Here is a 20,675-nt window from a genome sequence, read left to right as displayed (position 1 = left end):
TAAGAAAAAGGCCATCTATCGTCTTCACGGTAAATGACCTTCCCTAAGAATCCCATTTTCAATTAAATCATTTTGTTTTCATAATCCTGAAATTCATGAAAAATATTATCTACAAACACAATATCCTCAACAATTCGATACAGCATAAAATACCTATGTGAAAGAAAATTTATCCTTCGATACCCCAGTTCTTTTAATCGAGGATTATCACACGGCTTCAAACTTCCTGCAACACTTTTAAGGCTCCGAATAGTAGCCTCAAAATCATCCAAAACATTTTTCGCCGCCTGATCACTTTTTTTCACCATAAGCAAATATCTGATGTATTGATTTAAATCTTCTTCTGCATCTGCTGTTACTACTACTTTATATTCCATACTTTTCCCTCATATCAGCAATAACAGCATCCGCAGATCGATAGTTACCCTTTGATGCAGATGCTCTTGATTTCTCCAGTTTCTCCAACATCATTTCTTCAGACATGGCAGCATACGGATTATGCTCCACCCGTTTTATCTCAAATGGGAAACCGTTATTTGCAACAGCTTGTGTCAAAAACATCCGAATTGCAGAAGTAGTATCTGTGCCAAGATCTTTAAACAACTGATCTGACTTGCTCTTTAACTCATCATCAACACGTACTTGAATTGTACTAGCCATTCATTATTCCTCCATTTCTTTTTTATTATCTATTATTATAATACCTGATCATTACTATTTCAATTCATTTGTAATGTTTTTGCATTTTATATCATCCGAATTATTTTAGAATCTACTTTCCCCAACAAAAAAGCACCCCCTCCTCTAGCATTCTCTGCTAAGATCATGGACGCTTTTTTCTTTCAAACCGTTCCCTGCGGGAATCGAACCCACAACTAGTGCTTAGGAGGCACTTGTTATATCCATTTAACTAAGAGAACCCACTATTTAATTTCCACCATTCCCCAACCGAATTCACACATCTTATTCCATCATCAATTCAGCTGAACACATATAATGATACCTTTCAAATTCCATTTTGTCAACCAAGAAATTACTCCTCTCTCCCGTCAATCACTCCTAACATTCTTCATTTTCACAGACTGAACTGTCATCTTCCACATCAGCCCAGCCTGCTTTATTTTTAAAATTAATGAACTGTTCAGAGCCAACCTCGAAAACACTTCGTATTTTCTCAATGTGGCGTATCCGCCAAATAGATTTGTACAAAAAAGTGTTCACGAATGCAAGCATTCATCGCCCTTTTTTGACAAATCTGCTTGGCTCTGAACAGTTACAAATTAATCTTCCCCTGAAGCCATATATCTGCCTTAATTCTTCGCCCGATCGCCGGTTCACCGAGCACCGATTTTACCGGTACGCAGATATCGAATCGAAGCTCATTGACATCGACCGTAAATACATAGATTTCTTCTTTTGTCAGTTTATTTTCTACCGTATCAATATCCAGAATTTCTCCCAGGATCGAATACTGGTCACATTCTACACCGCATGGCATAAAATATGTATCTACAATACTGTATATATCTTCTGTCTGAACTCTTCTGGAAACTTGCGAATACAGATCCATATCTTCCATGGTCAGACTTTCGATTGCTTTGGAATCTCCTTCTCTTGCTGCGCTAAGAAGCATCATTCTGTTTCGGGACTCTTCGCGGATTTCCTGTTCCTGTTCTTTGCTTTTCATAACAGGAAACAGGATCGTTCCGGAAACTGCGAGTCCGGAGAGTGTGACGGATGTGGAATTTTTCGGAATTCTTCCTGCCATCAGTTCTTTCCGGTACTCGATTCCGTTTTGAAGATGGAAAATCAGGCTGACCCCGACTTTCACATCTTCGCATATTCCGATATATGCTTCTTTGTCGCTTCTTTTTTCTACAATTATATCTGCGTAGGAGGTAATTCCGTTTCCTTCAAAATACGGCAGGTAATACTCACGTGTATAAGTCTCATATTCATCAATCTGTCCGTATGAATAGATTCCTATACCCATTCCGTATTCTTTACGAAGTTCACCAAAATCAAGTTCTTCTTCCAATGAAATTCTTTGATAATCGGTAAACTCTTCTTCGGACTGGATTAATATACGATTCCATTCTTTTTCGGAAGTTACGTTTTGAAATCCAATTGCTTTTAAATATTTATGCACAATTTACCTCATTCATTGTATTGATTATCTGATTTCTGTCTTTCCACCCATGTATGGACGAAGTACTTCCGGAATTCTGACAGAACCATCAGCCTGAAGATTATTTTCAAGGAAGGCAATCAGCATTCTCGGAGGAGCTACTACGGTATTGTTCAGTGTATGAGCGAAATATTTGCTTCCGTCATTTCCTTTTACGCGGATGCCGAGACGTCTTGCCTGCGCATCTCCAAGGTTTGAACAGCTTCCTACTTCAAAATATTTCTTCTGTCTTGGTGACCATGCTTCTACGTCACAGGATTTTACTTTCAGGTCTGCAAGGTCTCCGGAGCAGCATTCCAGTGTACGTACCGGAATATCCAGAGAACGGAACAGATCTACTGTATTCTGCCACAGTTTATCATACCAGATTTTACTGTCTTCCGGCTTACATACGACGATCATTTCCTGTTTTTCAAACTGATGTATTCTGTATACACCACGTTCTTCGATTCCGTGTGCACCTTTTTCTTTACGGAAACACGGTGAATAAGAAGTAAGTGTTTGTGGAAGTTTATCCTCTTCAAGCATTGTGTCGATAAATTTACCGATCATGGAGTGTTCACTGGTTCCGATCAGGTATAAATCTTCTCCTTCGATCTTATACATCATGGAATCCATCTCAGCAAAGCTCATAACACCTGTTACTACGTTGCTGCGGATCATAAATGGCGGTACGCAGTAAGTAAATCCGCGGTCGATCATGAAATCACGTGCGTAAGAAATCACTGCAGAGTGAAGTCTTGCAATATCTCCCATCAGATAGTAGAATCCGTTTCCTGCTACTTTTCCTGCACTTTCAAGATCGATACCGTTGAATTTTTCCATAATTTCTGTGTGATACGGAATCTCAAAATCCGGAACAACCGGTTCACCGAATTTTTCGATTTCTACGTTTTCGCTGTCATCTTTTCCGATCGGTACGGACGGATCAATGATATTCGGAATAATCATCATGTCCTGTTTGATTTTTGCTTCTACTTCTTTTTCTTCCTGAGACAGTGATTCTACACGTTCTGCGTTTGCTTGTACCTGTTTTTTCAGTTCTTCTGCTTCTTCTTTTTTGCCCTGAGCCATGCATGCACCGATCTGTTTTGAGATTTTATTTCTTTCAGCGCGAAGTGCTTCTACTTCCTGCTTGATTTCACGGTTTTTCTTATCAAGTTCAATTACTTCATCAACTAACGGAAGTTTTTCATCCTGAAATTTCTTTCGAATATTTTCTTTTACTACTTCCGGGTTCATTCTTACAAATTTGATGTCTAACATAATGTTTCTCCTTCTCTCTTAAAGTTTCCTTTTTTTCTGTAAAATAAACATCTTTTTCTTTTTTATTTCATCACAGACTGCACATCCGGATCATATACTTCCTGATAAATAGCCTGTTCTAAGGATTCAGCTTCTTCCTCTGCAAGTTCAATGTAACTTTCGCCGCGGACAATTTCTTTTATATAAGTGTAGCATCCTTCTCTGCTGTGCATTGCATTGATGACCCAGCCACTGTTATTTCCATCGAGAAGAGTCAATGCAAAGCTGAGTTTTCCTCCCATTTCATTGAAAGCATCATATTTTACAATGCCTACTTTCTGGTAATTGTTCTGCATTTCACGGAATAATTCTTTGATATCTGTCCGGTTCTTTTTTGCAATTTCTGTGATTTCATCCAGTTCATCGAATTTTTCAAGGATACTCTGTTCCAGATTTTTTCCGTCGCGTCCTCGCATAAATGAGGAATAACTGCTTTTCAGACGTTTATATTTCATATTTACATTGACAACCATAAAAAATAGAATCACAATCAATACGAGTAGAAAAATAAATATAAACGCCGGATCAATACCTATGGCAGCTAAAATCTTACTTTCCATTCTTATTCTCCTTCGCGTATCGACATCAGAAGTTCGAATATACGTTCTAATTCTGAATCTGAATAATATTCTATTTCAATTTTACCTTTTCCATTTGGTTTATGATTTACATGAACCTTCGTGCCAATGACACTCTTCATTCTTTCTTCCAGATTCTCATATACAAATGAATTCTGGATTTCTTTTTTAGGTTTTTCCTTTTTAGGATTTTTGATATCCTTAACCAGCTTTTCCGTCTCTCGAACGCTTAGTTTTTCATCAAAAATCTTATTTGCAAGTATATATTGTTGCTCCGGATCATCAATTGCCAAAAGTGCACGGGCATGTCCTGTAGAAATCATATCATCTACGATCATCTGCTGAACTTTATCACTTAATTTCAACAGACGCATGGAATTCGTCACAGCAGTTCTGCTCTTTGATACACGTTCAGCCACTTCATCCTGTTTCAAATGAAATTCTGTCAAAAGCTTTTTAAAAGCCATTGCTTCTTCAATTGGATTTAGATTTTCCCGCTGAATATTTTCAATTAGTGAGATTTCCACAATTTCCTGATCCGTATATTCTTTAATAATTACAGGGATTTCTTTTACTCCTGCCAGTTTTGCTGCTCTCCATCTGCGTTCACCGGCTATGATCTCATAGTAATCTTTTTTCTTTTGTACAATTAAAGGTTGTAATACACCAAATTGTTTTATTGAATCTGCTAATTCTAGTAATGCATCTTCTTCGAAATTTTTTCTGGGCTGTTCACGATTTGGTTCAACCTCATTAATTTTCATCATTATCTGTCCCGAGACATTTTCAGGTGTTTTCGGCGCTTCTACCGTTTTTTTTACCATTTTAGATGATTTATTATCGGGAATCAGACTGTCAAGGCCTTTTCCAAGTCCACTTCTTTTCACCGCCATTATTCATCTTCTCCTTTATGAATCACTTCGTCTGCTAATAACATATAGCTCTCAGCACCCGTCGATTTTGGATCATAAAAATTGATAGGTAATCCATGACTGGGAGCCTCTGCCAAACGAATATTTCTCGGTATAATAGTTTTATAAATCGTCTGATTCAGATTATCTTTAACATTCTCTACCACCTGAAGCGATAGATTTGTTCTGGCATCGTACATAGTAAATACTACGCCTTCCATTTCCAAGCGTTCATTCAGACGTGATTTTACCAACTCAATTGTTTTCATCAACTGACTTAAACCTTCAAGTGCATAATATTCGCACTGTATTGGTACAAGAACCGTATCCGCAGTCGTCATAGCATTGATTGTCAGCATACTAAGTGACGGTGGACAGTCTATAATAATAAAATCATAATTATCTTTTATCTTAAATATTTCATCTCGAAGAATATACTCTTTATTTTCGGCATCAATCAGTTCTATTTCAGCACCGGATAAATCAATATTTGTTGGAAGCACATCTAAATTGTCAAAAACATTTTTTTGGAGTACCTGTTCAATATCTGCTTCTCCAATAATTAAATCATATACAGTATACTCAACTTCGTCCTTATCAACACTAAGTCCGCTGGTCATATTACCTTGTGGATCCATATCAACCGCAAGAACTTTTTGTCCTTTAGCAGCAAGACAAGAAGAAAGATTAATAGCTGTTGTGGTTTTTCCTACTCCACCCTTCTGATTTGCAACTGCAATTATTCTTCCCATTAAAATAATACCCCTTTCCATAACAAATTATATAATTTGTTACAATCATATTGTATCACCATTTTTCTCGTAAATCTACCAAATGTTTCACGTGAAACATGATTTTAGCATAATTCATAAATAGACAAATGTTTCACGTGAAACATTTGTCTATTTAGAACCACCGATTATTTATATGTAAAATGTTTCACGTGAAACATACTGAATATCAATGATAAACACTTCCAACACTAACCAAAATATGATATAATATATTCAATTTAAAAGCAGAAAGGAATGATAATACATTGAAGAAAAAAATAAGCATCATTGCCATTCTTACTACATTGGTCACTCTTACAATGCATTTAATCAATAGAATTACATATTATATTGCTACAATTGATAATCTTCTTAACAACGCGGAAGGTAATTTTTATGAATGGCGTTTTGGAAAAATATATTATAAGAAACAAGGAACAGGTTCACCACTCCTTCTTATTCATGATTTGAATGCACACAGTTCCGGATATGAATGGAAACGCTGTGTCGGAAAGCTGGCTGAAAATCATACGGTTTACACAATTGATTTACTTGGATGTGGACGTTCAGATAAGCCGAATATTACTTATACAAATTATTTGTATGTTCAGATGCTAAATGATTTTGTGAAACATGTAATTAACGAAAAGACAGATGTGATTGCAACCGGATCTTCGTCGTCTATTGCCGTTATGGCATGTAATACAAGCGAAGAAATGATCAACCGAATTATTATGGTAAATCCTACTTCTCTGTCAGATTTAGCAAAATCACCGACAAAGAGAACCGTATTTTTGAAATGGTTGATTCAGATTCCTATATTAGGAACGCTATTATATAATATTCTTCAATCTGAAAAATATATTGAAGAAATCTTTCAGACAGATTATTATTATAATATAGAAGAAATAAACAATATGTCTGTGAAAGCTTATTATGAATCTGCCCATTTAGACAGCAGTCATTCTAAATATCTTTTTGCCAGTATAAAAGGGAGATATACAAATGCGAATATTCTTCACTGCATCAAGAATATTACAAATAGTATGTATATCATAACAGGCGAGGGCAATCCGGAACAAATAGAAACTGCAGAACAATATCAAAAATATGTTCCTGCTATTGAAACCATTTCCATTCCGGAAACAAAGTTCCTTCCACAGCTTGAAAAACCGGAAGCATTCATGGAGCAAATTAACATTTTTCTCATATAATCCAAAAGAAAACCCGTGTATACTGCATCTTCATATATTGCGCAATATACACGGGTTTTCTATTACTTCAATGGTTCTTTTGCAGGTAGACCTGCTTTTCTCGGAAATTTTTTTCCGGTAGATTTTATTTTTTCAACAACCAGAAGCGTTCTTCCTATATCGCTTCCGGGAAGCTGAAATTTTACGGTTTTTCTTTTCTTTCCGCCCAGAATTTTCAATGCAGTTTCTGCATTCTTTACTTCTTCCTCAATTTCGCCGGATTTATATGGAATAAATAATCCACCTGTCTTGACATATGGAAGACAATACTCTGATAATGTGGATAAATTTGCTACTGCTCTGGAAACAACCAGATCAAAATTTTCTCTATACTCTTCTTTTCGTGCATAATCTTCTGCACGTCCATGAATTGTGTGGATATCTTCTAATTTTAATTCCGATATAACTGTATCCAGAAATTTAATTCTTTTATTCAATGAATCCAAAAGTGTTACTTTCAAATGTGGGAAAGCAATCTTTAAAGGAATGCCGGGAAAGCCAGCTCCGGTTCCTACATCCATTACGGTTTCAATACTTCCTATATCAACTGCTTTCACGATAGAGAGACTATCTACAAAATGCTTTTCATTCACTTCTTCATACTCAGTGATTCCAGTCAGATTCATGACTTTGTTCCACTCGATCAGTAATTCAAAATAATTATTAAATTGCTGATATTGTCTCTCGCTCAATTGTATTCCCATTTCATTTAATTTTTGTTCAAATATTTTACTCATAACCGCCTCATTTATGTTTTATTCTAATGTCCCAGATATACAAGAAGAACCGATATATCTGCCGGAGAAACGCCGGAAATTCTGGAAGCCTGTCCAATCGAAACCGGCTTATACTGTTTCAGCTTTTGTACAGCTTCAATTCTTAAACTGGGCACAGCATCATAATCGATATCATCCGGAATTTTTCTTGTTTCAAGTTTTTTGAACTGTTCTACCTGCTTCATCTGTCGGCTTATATATCCTTCGTATTTGATATTAATATCAATCTGATCGATGATTTCCTGACTGAATTTTTCCGGTCTTTGCTCATCAATCGGTTCAAGCAACTGATAATTCAGTTCCGGTCTTCTTATCAATTCAGCAAGTGCTGATCCGGATGTAAGCGGTGTACTTCCATACTTTTCAAGAAGGTCCTGCACTTTTTCAGATGTTCCCACATTTACATGCTTCAGTCTCTCAATTTCTTCTGAAATAATTTTCTCTTTTTCCACAAACTTCTGATATCTCTCGTCAGATATCAACCCTATTTCGTGTCCTATTTTGGTTAATCTCTGATCAGCGTTATCCTGTCTTAACAAAAGTCTGTATTCTGCCCTGGATGTCATCATACGATAAGGTTCATGGCTCTCTTTCGTCACAAGATCATCAATTAGTACACCAATATATGCCTGAGAACGATCAATGGTGATCTGTTCTTTTCCCAGAACCTCTCTCGCAGCATTTATACCTGCAATCAACCCCTGCGCAGCAGCCTCTTCATACCCGGAACTTCCGTTAAACTGTCCTCCGCTGAATAATCCTCGTATCTTTTTAAACTCCAACGTCGGGTATAATTGTCTGGCATCTATGCAATCATACTCAATTGCATATGCATTTCGAACAATTTTGACATTTTCAAGTCCCGGCACACTCCGATACATAGCATACTGTACATCTTCAGGAAGAGAACTTGACATTCCTCCGACATACATTTCATTGGTGTCTAATCCTTCTGGTTCAATGAAAACCTGATGACGGCTCTTATCGGCAAATTTGACAACTTTATCTTCAATAGAAGGACAATATCTTGGTCCTGTTCCTTCTATCATTCCAGAATATAGTGGTGACCGATCCAAATTTTCACGAATAATCTCGTGTGTCTTCTCATTTGTGTAAGTGAGCCAGCAGGATACCTGGTCAATCTGCACATCCTCCGGATTTGTTGTAAAAGAAAAAGGAACAACTCTTTCATCACCAAACTGCTCTTCCATTTTACTGAAATCAATACTTCTTTTATCGATTCTGGCAGGAGTACCTGTTTTGAACCGATACATTTCTATTCCTAGATCTTTCAGACAATCTGTCAGATAATTTGCTGCCTGAAGCCCATTCGGACCGGTATGCATGCTTACATCACCGTAAATACATCTTGCTTTCAGATACGTTCCGGTACACAATACAACCGCTTTACAATGGTAAATTGCACTGGAATACGTCTGTATTCCGGTAACCTGACCGTTTTCCACAAGAATATTTACCACTTCGCCTTGTTTTACTTCCAGGTTTTCCTGATTTTCCAAAGTTCTTCTCATCGTGTTGCTGTAATTCTTTTTATCAGCCTGTGCACGAAGGGAATGAACAGCCGGTCCCTTGGATTTATTTAACATTTTCGACTGTATAAACGTCTTGTCGATCGTTTTTCCCATCTCACCGCCGAGTGCATCGAGCTCACGTACAAGATGTCCCTTTGAGGTTCCTCCTATATTCGGGTTACAAGGCATCATGGCAATGCTTTCCACGCTGACCGTAAATACAATCGTCCGAAGTCCAAGTCTCGCTGATGCCAGAGCGGCCTCACATCCTGCATGTCCTGCACCGACTACAACAACATCATATTGATCTTTATTTTCCCATACAGAATTTGCTGAATATTTCATTTACCAAATCTTCTCCTATCGTTTCACCGGTAATGCTTCCCAAAGATTCATATGCATCCATAAGATCAATGGTAAAAAAATCCTCCGGCATTTGATTCTCTATGCTGTCCATTACTTTTCCCAGACTCTGATAAGCATCATTTAAAGCTGCTTTATGTCTGGCATTGGTAATATAAATTTCATCATTAAAAGATAACTCTCCGTGATAAAACATTTCTTTCAATGTGGATTCCAACTCATGAATTCCAGTCTCTTCTTTTGCAGATATTTCAATCATCGGCTTAGTTATCCACTTTTTCAACTCATCTTTATCAACAACTGTGGATAAGTCCGTCTTATTCAGCAATATAATAGCACGTTTTTCCCGAATCATGTTGATAATTTCAAAATCATTTTCATCTAACGGAATCGAAGAATCCACAACATAAATAATCAAATCCGCTTCTTCTGCATTTGCACGTGCCTTATCCACACCGATTTTTTCTACAATATCTTCCGTATGCCGTATCCCTGCAGTATCCATAATATTTAAAGATACGCCCTGGAGCTGTATATTCTCTTCCAGTACATCCCGGGTCGTACCGGCTATGTCTGTTACGATAGCTCTTTCTTCACCAAGCAGAGTATTTAACAGAGAAGATTTTCCTGCATTGGGCTTTCCTACTATTACCGTCTTTATTCCCTCTCGGATTATTCTCCCATTATCCACAGTGTCAAGCAGCTTCTTAATCTCTGCCATCAGCTTATCCACAACACCTCTTAATTTATCCCCATACCCATCTACGCTGATATGCTCAGGGTCGTCCAGGGCAGTTTCAATGAATGCAGTATGATATAGAATTTCTTCTCTTATCTCTTTTATTTTCTTATGAACCGAACCTTTTAACTGGTTGACAGAACTTTTCAATGCGTATTCATTCTTGGAATTGATAATGTCAATCACTGCTTCGGCCTGAGACAGATCCATTCTTCCGTTCAAGAATGCTCTCTTTGAAAATTCACCGGGTTCTGCAGGGCGTGCGCCGTATTTAATCACCGTTTCCAATATCTTTTTCGTAACAAATACACCACCATGACAATCAATTTCTACCGTATCTTCTCCTGTATAGCTATGTGGTCCTCTCATCAGAAGTACCAGCACCTCATCAATTGTATCATTTCCATCCATAATGTATCCATAATGAATCGTATGACTTTTCTGTTCGGACAGGATTTTATCTTTCTTTCCTTTATAAATCTTATCTATCACATCAAATGCATCTTCACCACTGATTCTTACGATTCCAATTCCGGAATTTGTCATCGCGGTTGAAATCGCAGCAATCGTATCTGTTCGAAATCCCATAACTGACCCTCCATTTTCCCTATTAGAACATTGTAAGATATCTTGCGCCAAATCGCAAGCTTCGTATAACTCTTGGTTGAATAAAATATTTAAAAAGAGCCGTTTCCTTTTCCAGGAAACGACTCTCATTGATTATCGCCTGTTTGGAGTTACCACAACTCTTCTGTATGGCTCTTCTCCTTCGCTGTGTGTTGACACTCTGTCGTCATTCTGAAGTGCAGAATGAATGATTCTTCTTTCATATGGATTCATCGGCTCCAGAGATACCGGCTTTCTGGTACGTTTTACCTTATAAGCGATATTCTTTGCCAGATTTTCAAGTGTCTGTTTTCTTCTTCTTCTGTAGTCTTCGGTATCAAGTTTTACTCTTACATAACCTTCCTGTGACTTATTCGCAACACGATTTGTAAGATACTGAAGAGAATCCAGTGTCTGACCGCGTTTTCCGATCAGGATTCCCATATCGTCACCCTTCATTTCAATGGCAAGTGCTCCGTCTTCATCTACTACCGAAGTAAATTCTACTTCACCCATTCCCATTGCCTTTAATACATCACGCAGGAAATCTTCACAGATCTTTTTGGTTTCTTCTGTAACCACTGCAACTTCGATTTCTTTGCGCTCCGGCTGCGATACTTCTTTCTTCTCTTCCTGAACAGGAGCTGCTGTTTCTTTCTTATACTCTTTCTTAAAATCTTTCTTGTACTCTTTTTTTGAATCTTTTTTATATTCTTTTTTGTAATCCTTATTATTCTCTTTCTTGGGATCTTTTTTGAAATCTTTACGGTTTTCTTTCTTGAAGTCATTCTTTATCTCATTTTTAACTTCATTCTTAACTTCAGATTTCTGTTCTTCTTTTACTTCCGGTTTAGATTCAAAAATTTCTGATACAGAAATGGTCTCTTCCTGCTCTGCTTTTTCTTTTTTAAGTCGGGCTTTGATGACTGCCTGTTTGCTTCCGATTCCGAAAAATCCTGTACTTCCTTTTTCGATGACATCATATTCCATCTGGTCACTTGAAACCCCCAGCTGAATGGAAGCTTCTGTGATTGCATCATCTAATGTTTTTGCCGAAACTGTAATTTCTTTCATCATCATTACCCCCTATTTATTGCTTTCATTGAACTTCTTGACCATATTTGCTTTTGATGCAAGACTTCCCTCTTTCGCATTTTCATTCAGTTTTCTTGCATTTTCAAGTTTTGCTTCCAAAGCCTTCTCTTCTTCGGCACTTCTGCTCTTTTCAATCTTGCGTCCCTTTTTCTGTGCCATTTCATTCACATACTGTGATTCAACTTTCTTCTTATTCTCACGTTTTTTAGCCGCTTTTTCCATATTCTGTTCGATCAGTTCATCCATCGGCATTTTGCTCAGATGTTTATTGATAAAGAACTGCTGAACCATACGTACTACCGCACTGGTGATCCAGTAAAGACCAAGACCGGTCGGCATCGTGAAACACATAAATACAGAAAGCAGAGGCATCGTGATGTTCATGGTCTTCATGGTTGCGGCAACCTGGTTCTCCTGATCAGTATTGCCATTGTTCTGAGGTACCATCTTCACACTCAGATACTGGGTCAGACCAGCAAGAATCGGAATCATAAGTGCTGCGATCACAATTCCGAATGCTCCGGCTGAGAATCCGTCTTTAATCAGGTTCAAAGGAGCTTCTGCAATGTTCAGTCCCAAAAAGTTGTTCATCTTTTCGAGTTGTGCCATTGTAGATTCAATTGTTGACTGCAGAGCCGGGAATCCTTCTTTCAAAGTTTCCCATGTGGAAGACTGGAATTTGTATAAAACATCAATCAGGATGTTCGTATTCGAATAATCGTATTTTGACGGATCCATCAGAATCGGTTTTGCTTCACCGATGGATTCCATTATTTTCTGCCATCCGTTTGTAGATGTAATTCCTTCAATCAACGGAGTATAGACATCTTTTACCTGACTTACATAAGCAGGTATACCACGAATTACATACCACATTGCCCAGAGGAACGGGAACTGGATAAACATCGGGAGACATCCGCTTGTAGGGGATACTCCATATTTTTCATAGACCAGCTGTGTCTCTTCCTGCATTTTCTCCATGGAAGCCTGGTCTTTCTTGCCCTGATACTTTTTCTGGATCTTCTGAATTTCAGGGTTCATTGCAGCAGACATCTTCGAAAACTTCTGCTGTTTAATCGTAAGCGGAATCATCAGTGTGTAAATAACGACTGTCAAAAGAATGATACAGATACCAATGTTCTGTATACCGAAGACTCCATTCATTACCCGGTAAATTCCATCCATAACTTTACCGAGCAGCCAGGCAGCCTGTCCGATAATCGGCGTGCTGACCTGTGTCATTACAAAACCTGTCATATTTTTTCCTCCATAATTTTCTAAAGACCATTTACTTTGATTGGAAAATGAAGGTCTTCTGCCCCGAAACTGGGCAGCAAATCATTAAGGCACAGGATCATATCCGCCCTTCGCAAACGGATTGCACCGGAGTATTCTCCAGGCTGCAAGCAAACCGCCTTTAAGCGCTCCATATTTTTCAATTGCCTCCAACGCATATTCGGAACAGGTTGGAACATAAATACAATGATATCTTGTCTTTAATGGAGACAAATATTTTCTGTAAAAACGAATTAAAAATAGTAATAATCTCTTCAATTTTTCATCTCTCCGTGCCTTTTGCACATCCATCTTCCTGATATGCTGAACCGGCATGATCCGGTCCGGGTTCGCCTTTCTGCTGTTCATTTTTACAAATGTCCTGCTTCACGCAAACAATATTATGAAGTTTTCCCAAGTGGATGAGTGCGCTTTCAATCTCTCTGTACGATTTTTCTTTTGCTGACACTCTTGCGATAATTACAAAATCATATCCACATTGGAACATGTCCTCATGCAGCCTGTAACTCTCTCTTATCAGTCGGGTTAAATGATGTCTTACAATACTATTTCCGACTTTTTTGCTGACCGATATTCCGACCCGGTTCTTTCCAAGATCATTCTTCAGCACATACATAACGAGATACCGGTTGCCATAAGACTTTCCTCTACGGTAAACTACCTGGAAATCTTTGTTTTTTTTCAGTGATTCTGAAAATTTCATACGCTTCTTCCCCTGTTTTTTTGTAGAAGAAAAGGCCACATGTCTGCGGCCTAAGCTGATAATACTTTTCTTCCTTTTGCTCTTCTTGCTGCAAGAACTTTTCTTCCACCTGCTGTAGCCATTCTTGCTCTGAATCCATGAACTTTAGATCTTGAACGTTTTTTTGGCTGGAATGTCATTTTCATTGATATCCACCTCCTATCCGATTACTCCCTATTAAAATATTAGATTATAAACTTTTTAAGACATCATTTTTGATTATAGACAAAAAAGCTTGTAAAGTCAAGAAAAACACGGTTATTTTATCATCAACTTTATCCCCATTTTGTTGATAACTATGTGGAAAATGGTTGATAACCTGTGTATGGATATTTTTTTAACATAAAATAACGCGCATTTAAGCGATTTTCTCATGTTGAAAAGTTTTCCCTACTTATTTTTCATTGATTATATAGGAATTTTAATGTAGAATATATATGTATGATTATGCAATTTTATCTTTGAAGACATGTTTTCTTCTTATTGTAAATAGATTTTGACATAATCTGACCGACTATACGCTGAAATGGAGTTTTAACTAAGATGGATACTGTAAAAGAAAAATGGGAAGAGATTATTCAAAAACTGAAGGTAGAATACTTCTTATCAAATATATCCTTTGAAACATGGATCAGACCCCTTGAAGTATATGACATCGTAGGAGATACTTTGTATTTGTCCATCAACTTCAAGGCCAGCATTGAACATATACAGAATAAGTATCTTCTTCCGCTCAAAGTATGTATTGCTGAAGTAACCGGTGTGGAATATGATATTAAATTTATTCCAAAAGATATTCCTGATTCTGAGATGGCATTCTATAAAATGGAAAATAATCTGAATTCCCGACAGGAAGAACCAAAAGCAAAACCAAAAAACAAAAGAATTAATAATATTTCCGAGCAGGCGAATCTCAATCCGAAATATACCTTTGATACGTTCGTTGTCGGCGGAAACAATAATTTCGCCCATGCTGCTTCCCTTGCGGTAGCCGAATCACCGGGAGAAGTATACAATCCTCTCTTCCTTTACGGAGGTGTAGGATTGGGAAAAACGCATTTGATGCATTCAGTTGCTCATTATATTCTGGAGAAGGATCCTTCCAAAAAGGTGCTTTATGTAACCAGTGAGACATTTACCAACGAACTGATCGATGCGATCCGAATTGGTAAAACAGGAAATGAACTTGCAATGACTGCTTTCAGGGACAAGTACCGTAATAATGATGTACTTCTGATTGACGATGTACAGTTTATTATAGGAAAAGAAAGTACACAGGAAGAATTTTTCCATACATTCAATCACTTACACAATGCCGGAAAGCAGATCATTATTTCGAGTGATAAACCTCCAAAAGACATGGAGACTCTCGAAGCCCGTCTGCGAACCCGTTTTGAATGGGGATTGATTGCAGATATTTCCGCTCCGGATTATGAGACACGTATGGCCATTCTTTATAAGAAAATCGAAATTGACCAGCTGGAACGTTACAATATACCGAATGAAGTTATTCAGTATATAGCCACCAACATAAAAACCAATATCCGGGAACTTGAGGGTTCTCTTAATAAACTGATTGCTCTGTACCGGATCAATAATAATCAGAAAGAAATTGACATCAAACTGGCTGCCGAAGCATTAAAGGATCTCATTTCACCGAATGAGAACCGTGAAGTAACCCCTGAACTTATTATTGATGTCGTTTCTGAACACTTTAACATTCCGATTTCTGACCTGAAAAGCAGCAAAAGGAATGCTGAAATTGCAAATGCAAGGCAGATTGCCATGTACTTATGCCGTAAAATGACGGATACGCCACTTAAGACCATAGGACTTCTTCTGGGTGGTCGAGATCACTCCACTGTGAATCATGGTGTGGATAAAGTGGCAAATGATGTGGAAAAGAACGAAACTTTGAGGAATACTATCGACATTATTAAGAAAAAGATCAACCCGGTATAATTCATTCAAAAAGTTTTCCCAACCTCATAAACATCATTTTCTGAAGCTGTCAACGGACTTGTCCTTTTCTGAAATGCTTGATTTTCAAGGGGTTTAGGTACTTACCCACATTTCCACAGCCCCTAATAAGGATAAGGCGGATATTTTATATATATATTATTTATAATTGCTCGTTGAAAGGAGTTATACACACTATGAAAATCAGATGTCAGAAGGCTGACCTTGTAAAGGGAGTCAGTATTGTATCAAAAGCTGTGCCGACCAAGACAACAATGCCAATTCTGGAATGTATCTTAATAGATGCTACAACAAACATTATCAAGCTCACAGCAAATGATATGGAACTGGGTATTGAAACTGTCATAGAAGGAAATATCGAACAAAAAGGAATGATCGCACTGGATGCGAGAATTTTCTCCGATATTGTAAGAAAGCTTCCCGATAATGATATTGTAATTGAGTCAGATGATAATCAGCAGACACTTATTACCTGTGAAAAAGCTAAATTTAATATTTCAGGCAAATCAGGAGAGGATTTCTCCTATCTTCCATATATCGAAAAAGAAGAACCGGTCATCATTTCCCAGTTCACTCTGAAAGAAGTGATCAGACAGACTATTTTCTCTATTGCAGATAATGACAGCAATAAATTAATGACTGGTGAACTTTTTGAAATCCATGATGATATGCTGAAGGTTGTTTCTCTGGATGGCCATCGTATTTCGATTCGTAAGATTGCCCTTAAGAAAGCTTATGATCCGCTTAAGGTTGTTGTTCCGGGAAAGACACTGATGGAAGTAAGTAAGATTCTTTCAGGAGAAGTAGATAGTGAAGTAAATCTGTATTTTACAAATAACCATATTGTTTTCGAATTTGATCAGACAGTCGTTGTTTCCAGATTAATTGAAGGTGAGTATTTTAAAATTGATCAGATGCTCTCAAATGATTATGAAACAAAAGTGAGAATTAACAAGAAAGAATTTTTGAACTGTATTGACCGTGCAACGCTTCTTGTAAAAGAAGGCGATAAAAAACCGGTAATTATTAATATCACAGATGAAATCATGGAATTGAAGATCAAATCACAGCTTGGAACCATGGATGAAGAAATTATGATTACAAAAGAAGGAAGAGATCTTCTGATCGGATTCAATCCGAAATTCCTGATTGATGCTCTTAGAGTGATTGAAGACGAAGAGGTTGACCTATATTTTATGAATGCCAAGGCACCATGTTTCATTAAGGATGAAAAGGAAACGTATATTTACCTGATTCTTCCGGTGAACTTCAGCGGCGTGGCATAAGACAAGAGGAGAAACTATGTATACGATTAAGTTGAGAGAAGAATATATCAAGCTTGGACAGGCACTGAAGGCTGCAGGTCTGGTGTCTTCCGGTATTGAAGCGAAAGAAGTAATCATGGACGGTCTTGTAAAGGTAAATGGAGAGGTAGATACAAGACGTGGCAAGAAGCTGTACGATGGAGATACGGTTTCTTACGATGGGGAAGATATTAAAATTGAAAAATAAGTTGGTGTGTCTATGATTATCAAATCATTGAAGTTGAAAGATTACAGAAATTATGAATTGCTGAATATTGAATTTGATAAGGCAACCAATATTTTCTACGGAGACAATGCGCAGGGAAAGACAAATATCCTGGAAGCTGTGTACCTTTCCGGTACGACAAAGTCGCACAGAGGAACCAGAGATAGGGATTTGATCCGGTTCGGACAGGAGGAGTCTCATATCGAGACGATCATCGAGAAGAACAAAGTTCCCTGGCAGATCGATATGCATTTGAAGAAGAACAGTCCAAAAGGAATCGCGATCAATAAGGTTCCGATCCGAAAAGCGAGTGAGCTTTTTGGGCTGATGAATTTTGTGTTTTTTTCGCCGGAGGATCTGAATATTATCAAAAACGGCCCGGCGGAAAGAAGAAGATTCATGGATCTGGAATTGTCCCAGCTGGATAAAGTCTATCTTCGGGATCTGGCAAATTATAACCGGATCGTCAATCAGAGAAATAAGCTTCTGAAAGATGCCGTGTATCAGTCGGAGCTTATCGATACTCTGGATGTCTGGGATATGCAGCTGGTCGCATACGGAGATAAGATTATTGCCAGGAGAAAGAAGTTTATTTCTGAAGTAAATGAAATCATTGATGAGATACATTACAGGCTGACGGGTGGCAAAGAGAGAATATGCCTCTCCTATGAATCGGGATGCGGTGCATATTCGCTGGAAGCTGCTCTTAAGAGAAACAGAGAGAGGGATATCCGGACAAAGAGCACCTCTGCCGGTCCGCATCGGGACGATATCTGCTTCATGGCAGGAGAACTGGATATCCGCAAATTCGGTTCCCAGGGACAGCAGAGAACGGCGGCTCTTTCGCTCAAACTTTCTGAAATTGAACTGGTAAAACTGATTATAAGGGATACTCCGGTGCTTTTACTTGACGATGTTTTGTCTGAACTCGATAAACACAGGCAAAACTATTTATTAGACAGTATTCATGATATACAGACTCTGATCACCTGTACAGGCCTGGATGAGTTTGTAAATCACAGATTTTCAATAAACAAAGTATTTCATGTTCTTAACGGACATGTATCAAACGAGAATTAGGAGGATAGGTATGAGTGCAGAATATGGGGCAGACCAGATCCAGATATTGGAAGGGCTGGAAGCAGTAAGAAAAAGACCTGGAATGTATATTGGAAGTACATCAACCAGAGGGCTTCATCATCTTGTATACGAGATCGTAGACAACTCAGTAGATGAGGCGCTTGCAGGATATTGTGATCACATTCAGGTTTTCATCAATCCGGATAATTCGATTACCGTCATTGACAATGGACGTGGGATTCCGGTAGGAATCAATCATAAAGCCGGACTTCCGGCAGTGGAAGTCGTATTTACCGTACTGCATGCCGGCGGAAAGTTCGGCGGTGGAGGATACAAGGTATCCGGCGGTCTTCACGGAGTAGGGGCTTCTGTTGTAAATGCATTGTCAAACTGGCTGGAAGTAGAAATCTGTTCTGAAGGTAAGATTTACAAACAGCGCTATGAAAGAGGCCATGTTATTTATAAACTAAAAGTAGTCGGAGAATGTGATCCGGCAAAAACAGGAACGAAAGTCACATTTCTTCCGGATGATACGATCTTTGAAGATACGGTATTTGATTATGATACATTAAAACAGCGATTCCGTGAGATGGCATTTCTTACAAAAGGGCTGAAGATCAGCCTTACCGATCTGCGTGACGAAGAACCGAAAGAAAAAGTGTTCCACTATGAAGGCGGAATCAAGGAATTTGTAGAATATCTGAACAGAAGCAAGACACCGCTCTATGAGCAGATTATCTACTGCGAAGGAACGAAGGATAATGTTCAGGTTGAAGTTGCGATGCAGCACAACGATTCCTATACAGATAATACCTATGGATTTGTAAATAATATTACCACACCGGAGGGCGGAACGCATGTGATAGGATTCAGAAATGCCCTGACGAAAACATTTAATGATTATGCAAGAAAGAATAAATTATTAAAAGACAGTGAGCCGAATCTGTCCGGGGAAGATATTCGTGAAGGGCTGACTGCGATCATCAGTGTCAAAATTGAAGATCCTCAGTTTGAAGGACAGACGAAGCAGAAGCTTGGAAACAGCGAGGCAAGAGGTGCAGTTGACAGTATTGTCAGCAACCAGCTTCAGATATTCCTGGAACAGAATCCTTCGGTCGGAAAGACGATCATTGAAAAATCCGTACTTTCCCAGAGGGCGCGTGAGGCGGCAAGAAAAGCGAGAGATCTGACGAGAAGAAAATCAGCTCTGGAAGGAATGTCTCTTCCGGGAAAACTGGCAGACTGCTCCGACAAGGATCCTGCAAACTGCGAAATCTACATCGTAGAGGGAGACTCTGCGGGAGGTTCCGCGAAAACAGCGCGTGACCGTGCAACACAGGCCATTCTTCCGCTCCGTGGAAAAATTCTTAACGTTGAAAAAGCAAGGCTGGATAAAATCTATGCCAACGCTGAAATCAAAGCGATGATCACTGCATTCGGAACCGGAATTCATGATGATTTTGACATTTCAAAGCTGCGTTACCATAAGATCATTCTTATGACAGATGCCGATGTGGATGGTGCTCATATCAGTACGTTATTGTTAACATTTTTGTACAGATTTATGCCGGAATTGATTAAACAGGGATACGTTTATCTCGCACAGCCGCCACTTTTTAAACTGGAAAAGAACAAAAAAGTGTGGTATGCATACAGTGATGAAGAACTGAATGCGATTTTGAAAGAAGTAGGACGTGACAGCAGCAATAAAATCCAGCGTTATAAAGGTCTTGGAGAGATGGATGCAGACCAGCTCTGGGAGACAACCATGGACCCGAAACATCGAATTCTGAAGCGTGTAACGATGGACGACGAGACCTCATCTGAACTGGATCTTACATTCACCACGCTCATGGGCGATAAAGTAGAGCCAAGACGTGAATTCATCGAAGAAAACGCGAAGTTTGTTAAAAACCTGGATATCTAGT

20 protein-coding genes, 1 tRNA gene and 1 pseudogene are annotated in these 20,675 nt (G+C 38.4%); 6 read left to right on the top strand and 16 right to left on the bottom strand.

What is annotated here, in order from left to right; translation table 11 throughout:
- Nucleotides 1–62: 62 nt before the first annotated feature.
- The 8 genes from ACTNBF_RS10530 to ACTNBF_RS10495 all read right to left on the bottom strand — a co-directional run bounded on the left by ACTNBF_RS10530 (nucleotide 63) and on the right by ACTNBF_RS10495 (nucleotide 5,734).
- Nucleotides 63–377, bottom strand: a complete 315-nt coding sequence (locus ACTNBF_RS10530; RefSeq protein ID WP_441089224.1) for a type II toxin-antitoxin system RelE/ParE family toxin — start codon at nucleotides 375–377, stop codon at nucleotides 63–65.
- On the bottom strand, nucleotides 367–660 hold the full coding sequence (locus ACTNBF_RS10525) for a type II toxin-antitoxin system RelB/DinJ family antitoxin (RefSeq protein WP_441089223.1): 294 nt from the start codon (nucleotides 658–660) through the stop codon (nucleotides 367–369). Before ACTNBF_RS10525 ends, ACTNBF_RS10530 begins: the two co-directional genes overlap by 11 nt.
- 188 nt (nucleotides 661–848) lie before the next feature.
- Nucleotides 849–920, bottom strand: a tRNA-Arg gene (locus ACTNBF_RS10520).
- 353 nt (nucleotides 921–1,273) lie between these two features.
- Nucleotides 1,274–2,149: a DUF3881 family protein gene (locus ACTNBF_RS10515; RefSeq protein WP_427807285.1), complete on the bottom strand. Its 876-nt coding sequence runs from the start codon at nucleotides 2,147–2,149 to the stop codon at nucleotides 1,274–1,276.
- Nucleotides 2,150–2,173: 24 nt separating this feature from the next.
- Entirely contained in the window at nucleotides 2,174–3,454 is a 1,281-nt protein-coding gene (gene serS, locus ACTNBF_RS10510; protein ID WP_427819309.1) for a serine--tRNA ligase, read from the bottom strand.
- A gap of 62 nt (nucleotides 3,455–3,516) precedes the next feature.
- Entirely contained in the window at nucleotides 3,517–4,053 is a 537-nt protein-coding gene (locus ACTNBF_RS10505; RefSeq protein ID WP_427807288.1) for a DUF4446 family protein, read from the bottom strand.
- Between the two features lie 2 nt (nucleotides 4,054–4,055).
- On the bottom strand, nucleotides 4,056–4,964 hold the full coding sequence (locus ACTNBF_RS10500) for a ParB/RepB/Spo0J family partition protein (RefSeq protein WP_427807289.1): 909 nt from the start codon (nucleotides 4,962–4,964) through the stop codon (nucleotides 4,056–4,058).
- Nucleotides 4,964–5,734 (bottom strand): ParA family protein, encoded by a 771-nt coding sequence (locus tag ACTNBF_RS10495; protein WP_427807290.1) that lies wholly within the window; start codon nucleotides 5,732–5,734, stop codon nucleotides 4,964–4,966. Before ACTNBF_RS10495 ends, ACTNBF_RS10500 begins: the two co-directional genes overlap by 1 nt.
- 287 nt (nucleotides 5,735–6,021) lie before the next feature.
- Here ACTNBF_RS10495 and ACTNBF_RS10490 point away from each other — a divergent pair, with 287 nt between their 5' ends.
- The gene (locus ACTNBF_RS10490; protein WP_441016444.1) at nucleotides 6,022–6,969 is read left to right on the top strand and encodes an alpha/beta fold hydrolase; all 948 of its coding nucleotides are present in this window, start codon (nucleotides 6,022–6,024) and stop codon (nucleotides 6,967–6,969) included.
- 62 nt (nucleotides 6,970–7,031) lie between these two features.
- Here the strand turns inward: ACTNBF_RS10490 and rsmG are convergent, their stop codons facing one another.
- The 8 genes and pseudogenes from rsmG to rpmH form a co-directional block, all read right to left on the bottom strand.
- Nucleotides 7,032–7,745, bottom strand: coding sequence for a 16S rRNA (guanine(527)-N(7))-methyltransferase RsmG (rsmG, locus tag ACTNBF_RS10485; RefSeq protein ID WP_427807292.1), 714 nt, complete (start codon nucleotides 7,743–7,745; stop codon nucleotides 7,032–7,034).
- Nucleotides 7,746–7,768: 23 nt separating this feature from the next.
- Nucleotides 7,769–9,661 (bottom strand): tRNA uridine-5-carboxymethylaminomethyl(34) synthesis enzyme MnmG, encoded by a 1,893-nt coding sequence (gene mnmG, locus ACTNBF_RS10480; RefSeq protein WP_441089221.1) that lies wholly within the window; start codon nucleotides 9,659–9,661, stop codon nucleotides 7,769–7,771.
- Nucleotides 9,627–11,006, bottom strand: coding sequence for a tRNA uridine-5-carboxymethylaminomethyl(34) synthesis GTPase MnmE (gene mnmE / locus ACTNBF_RS10475; RefSeq protein ID WP_441089220.1), 1,380 nt, complete (start codon nucleotides 11,004–11,006; stop codon nucleotides 9,627–9,629). The genes mnmG and mnmE overlap by 35 nt, the downstream gene beginning before the upstream one ends.
- 132 nt (nucleotides 11,007–11,138) lie before the next feature.
- Nucleotides 11,139–12,098, bottom strand: coding sequence for an RNA-binding cell elongation regulator Jag/EloR (gene jag / locus ACTNBF_RS10470; protein WP_441030729.1), 960 nt, complete (start codon nucleotides 12,096–12,098; stop codon nucleotides 11,139–11,141).
- 12 nt (nucleotides 12,099–12,110) lie between these two features.
- Entirely contained in the window at nucleotides 12,111–13,376 is a 1,266-nt protein-coding gene (gene yidC / locus ACTNBF_RS10465) for a membrane protein insertase YidC (RefSeq protein ID WP_427819304.1), read from the bottom strand.
- Between the two features lie 84 nt (nucleotides 13,377–13,460).
- Complete coding sequence (yidD, locus tag ACTNBF_RS10460; RefSeq protein WP_427807339.1) at nucleotides 13,461–13,706, bottom strand: membrane protein insertion efficiency factor YidD; 246 nt, start codon at nucleotides 13,704–13,706, stop codon at nucleotides 13,461–13,463.
- A gap of 85 nt (nucleotides 13,707–13,791) precedes the next feature.
- A pseudogene (gene rnpA / locus ACTNBF_RS10455) lies at nucleotides 13,792–14,118 on the bottom strand (ribonuclease P protein component); the annotation flags it as partial.
- A gap of 50 nt (nucleotides 14,119–14,168) precedes the next feature.
- Nucleotides 14,169–14,303 (bottom strand): 50S ribosomal protein L34, encoded by a 135-nt coding sequence (gene rpmH / locus ACTNBF_RS10450; RefSeq protein ID WP_427807301.1) that lies wholly within the window; start codon nucleotides 14,301–14,303, stop codon nucleotides 14,169–14,171.
- A 397-nt stretch (nucleotides 14,304–14,700) separates the two neighbouring features.
- Between rpmH and dnaA the strand changes: the two genes are divergently transcribed.
- The 5 genes from dnaA (at nucleotide 14,701) to gyrB (ending at nucleotide 20,674) form a co-directional block, all read left to right on the top strand.
- A complete protein-coding gene (gene dnaA / locus ACTNBF_RS10445) occupies nucleotides 14,701–16,119 on the top strand; it encodes a chromosomal replication initiator protein DnaA (RefSeq protein WP_427807302.1) in 1,419 nt (472 codons plus the stop codon).
- Between the two features lie 194 nt (nucleotides 16,120–16,313).
- Nucleotides 16,314–17,423 carry a DNA polymerase III subunit beta gene (gene dnaN / locus ACTNBF_RS10440; RefSeq protein WP_427819300.1) on the top strand — a complete coding sequence of 370 codons (1,110 nt, stop codon included), beginning with the start codon at nucleotides 16,314–16,316 and terminating at the stop codon, nucleotides 17,421–17,423.
- 16 nt (nucleotides 17,424–17,439) lie between these two features.
- Entirely contained in the window at nucleotides 17,440–17,649 is a 210-nt protein-coding gene (locus tag ACTNBF_RS10435) for an RNA-binding S4 domain-containing protein (RefSeq protein WP_427807304.1), read from the top strand.
- Nucleotides 17,650–17,661: 12 nt separating this feature from the next.
- Nucleotides 17,662–18,747, top strand: a complete 1,086-nt coding sequence (gene recF / locus ACTNBF_RS10430; protein WP_427819297.1) for a DNA replication/repair protein RecF — start codon at nucleotides 17,662–17,664, stop codon at nucleotides 18,745–18,747.
- A 10-nt stretch (nucleotides 18,748–18,757) separates the two neighbouring features.
- On the top strand, nucleotides 18,758–20,674 hold the full coding sequence (gene gyrB / locus ACTNBF_RS10425) for a DNA topoisomerase (ATP-hydrolyzing) subunit B (protein WP_441089219.1): 1,917 nt from the start codon (nucleotides 18,758–18,760) through the stop codon (nucleotides 20,672–20,674).
- Nucleotide 20,675: the final 1 nt, after the last annotated feature.

The organism is Bariatricus sp. HCP28S3_A4 (assembly GCF_052066395.1).
Taxonomy (GTDB): Bacteria; Bacillota; Clostridia; order Lachnospirales; family Lachnospiraceae; genus Allocoprococcus.
Note: the sequence above shows the minus strand (reverse complement) of the source record. Positions and strands in the feature narration are given on the sequence as shown.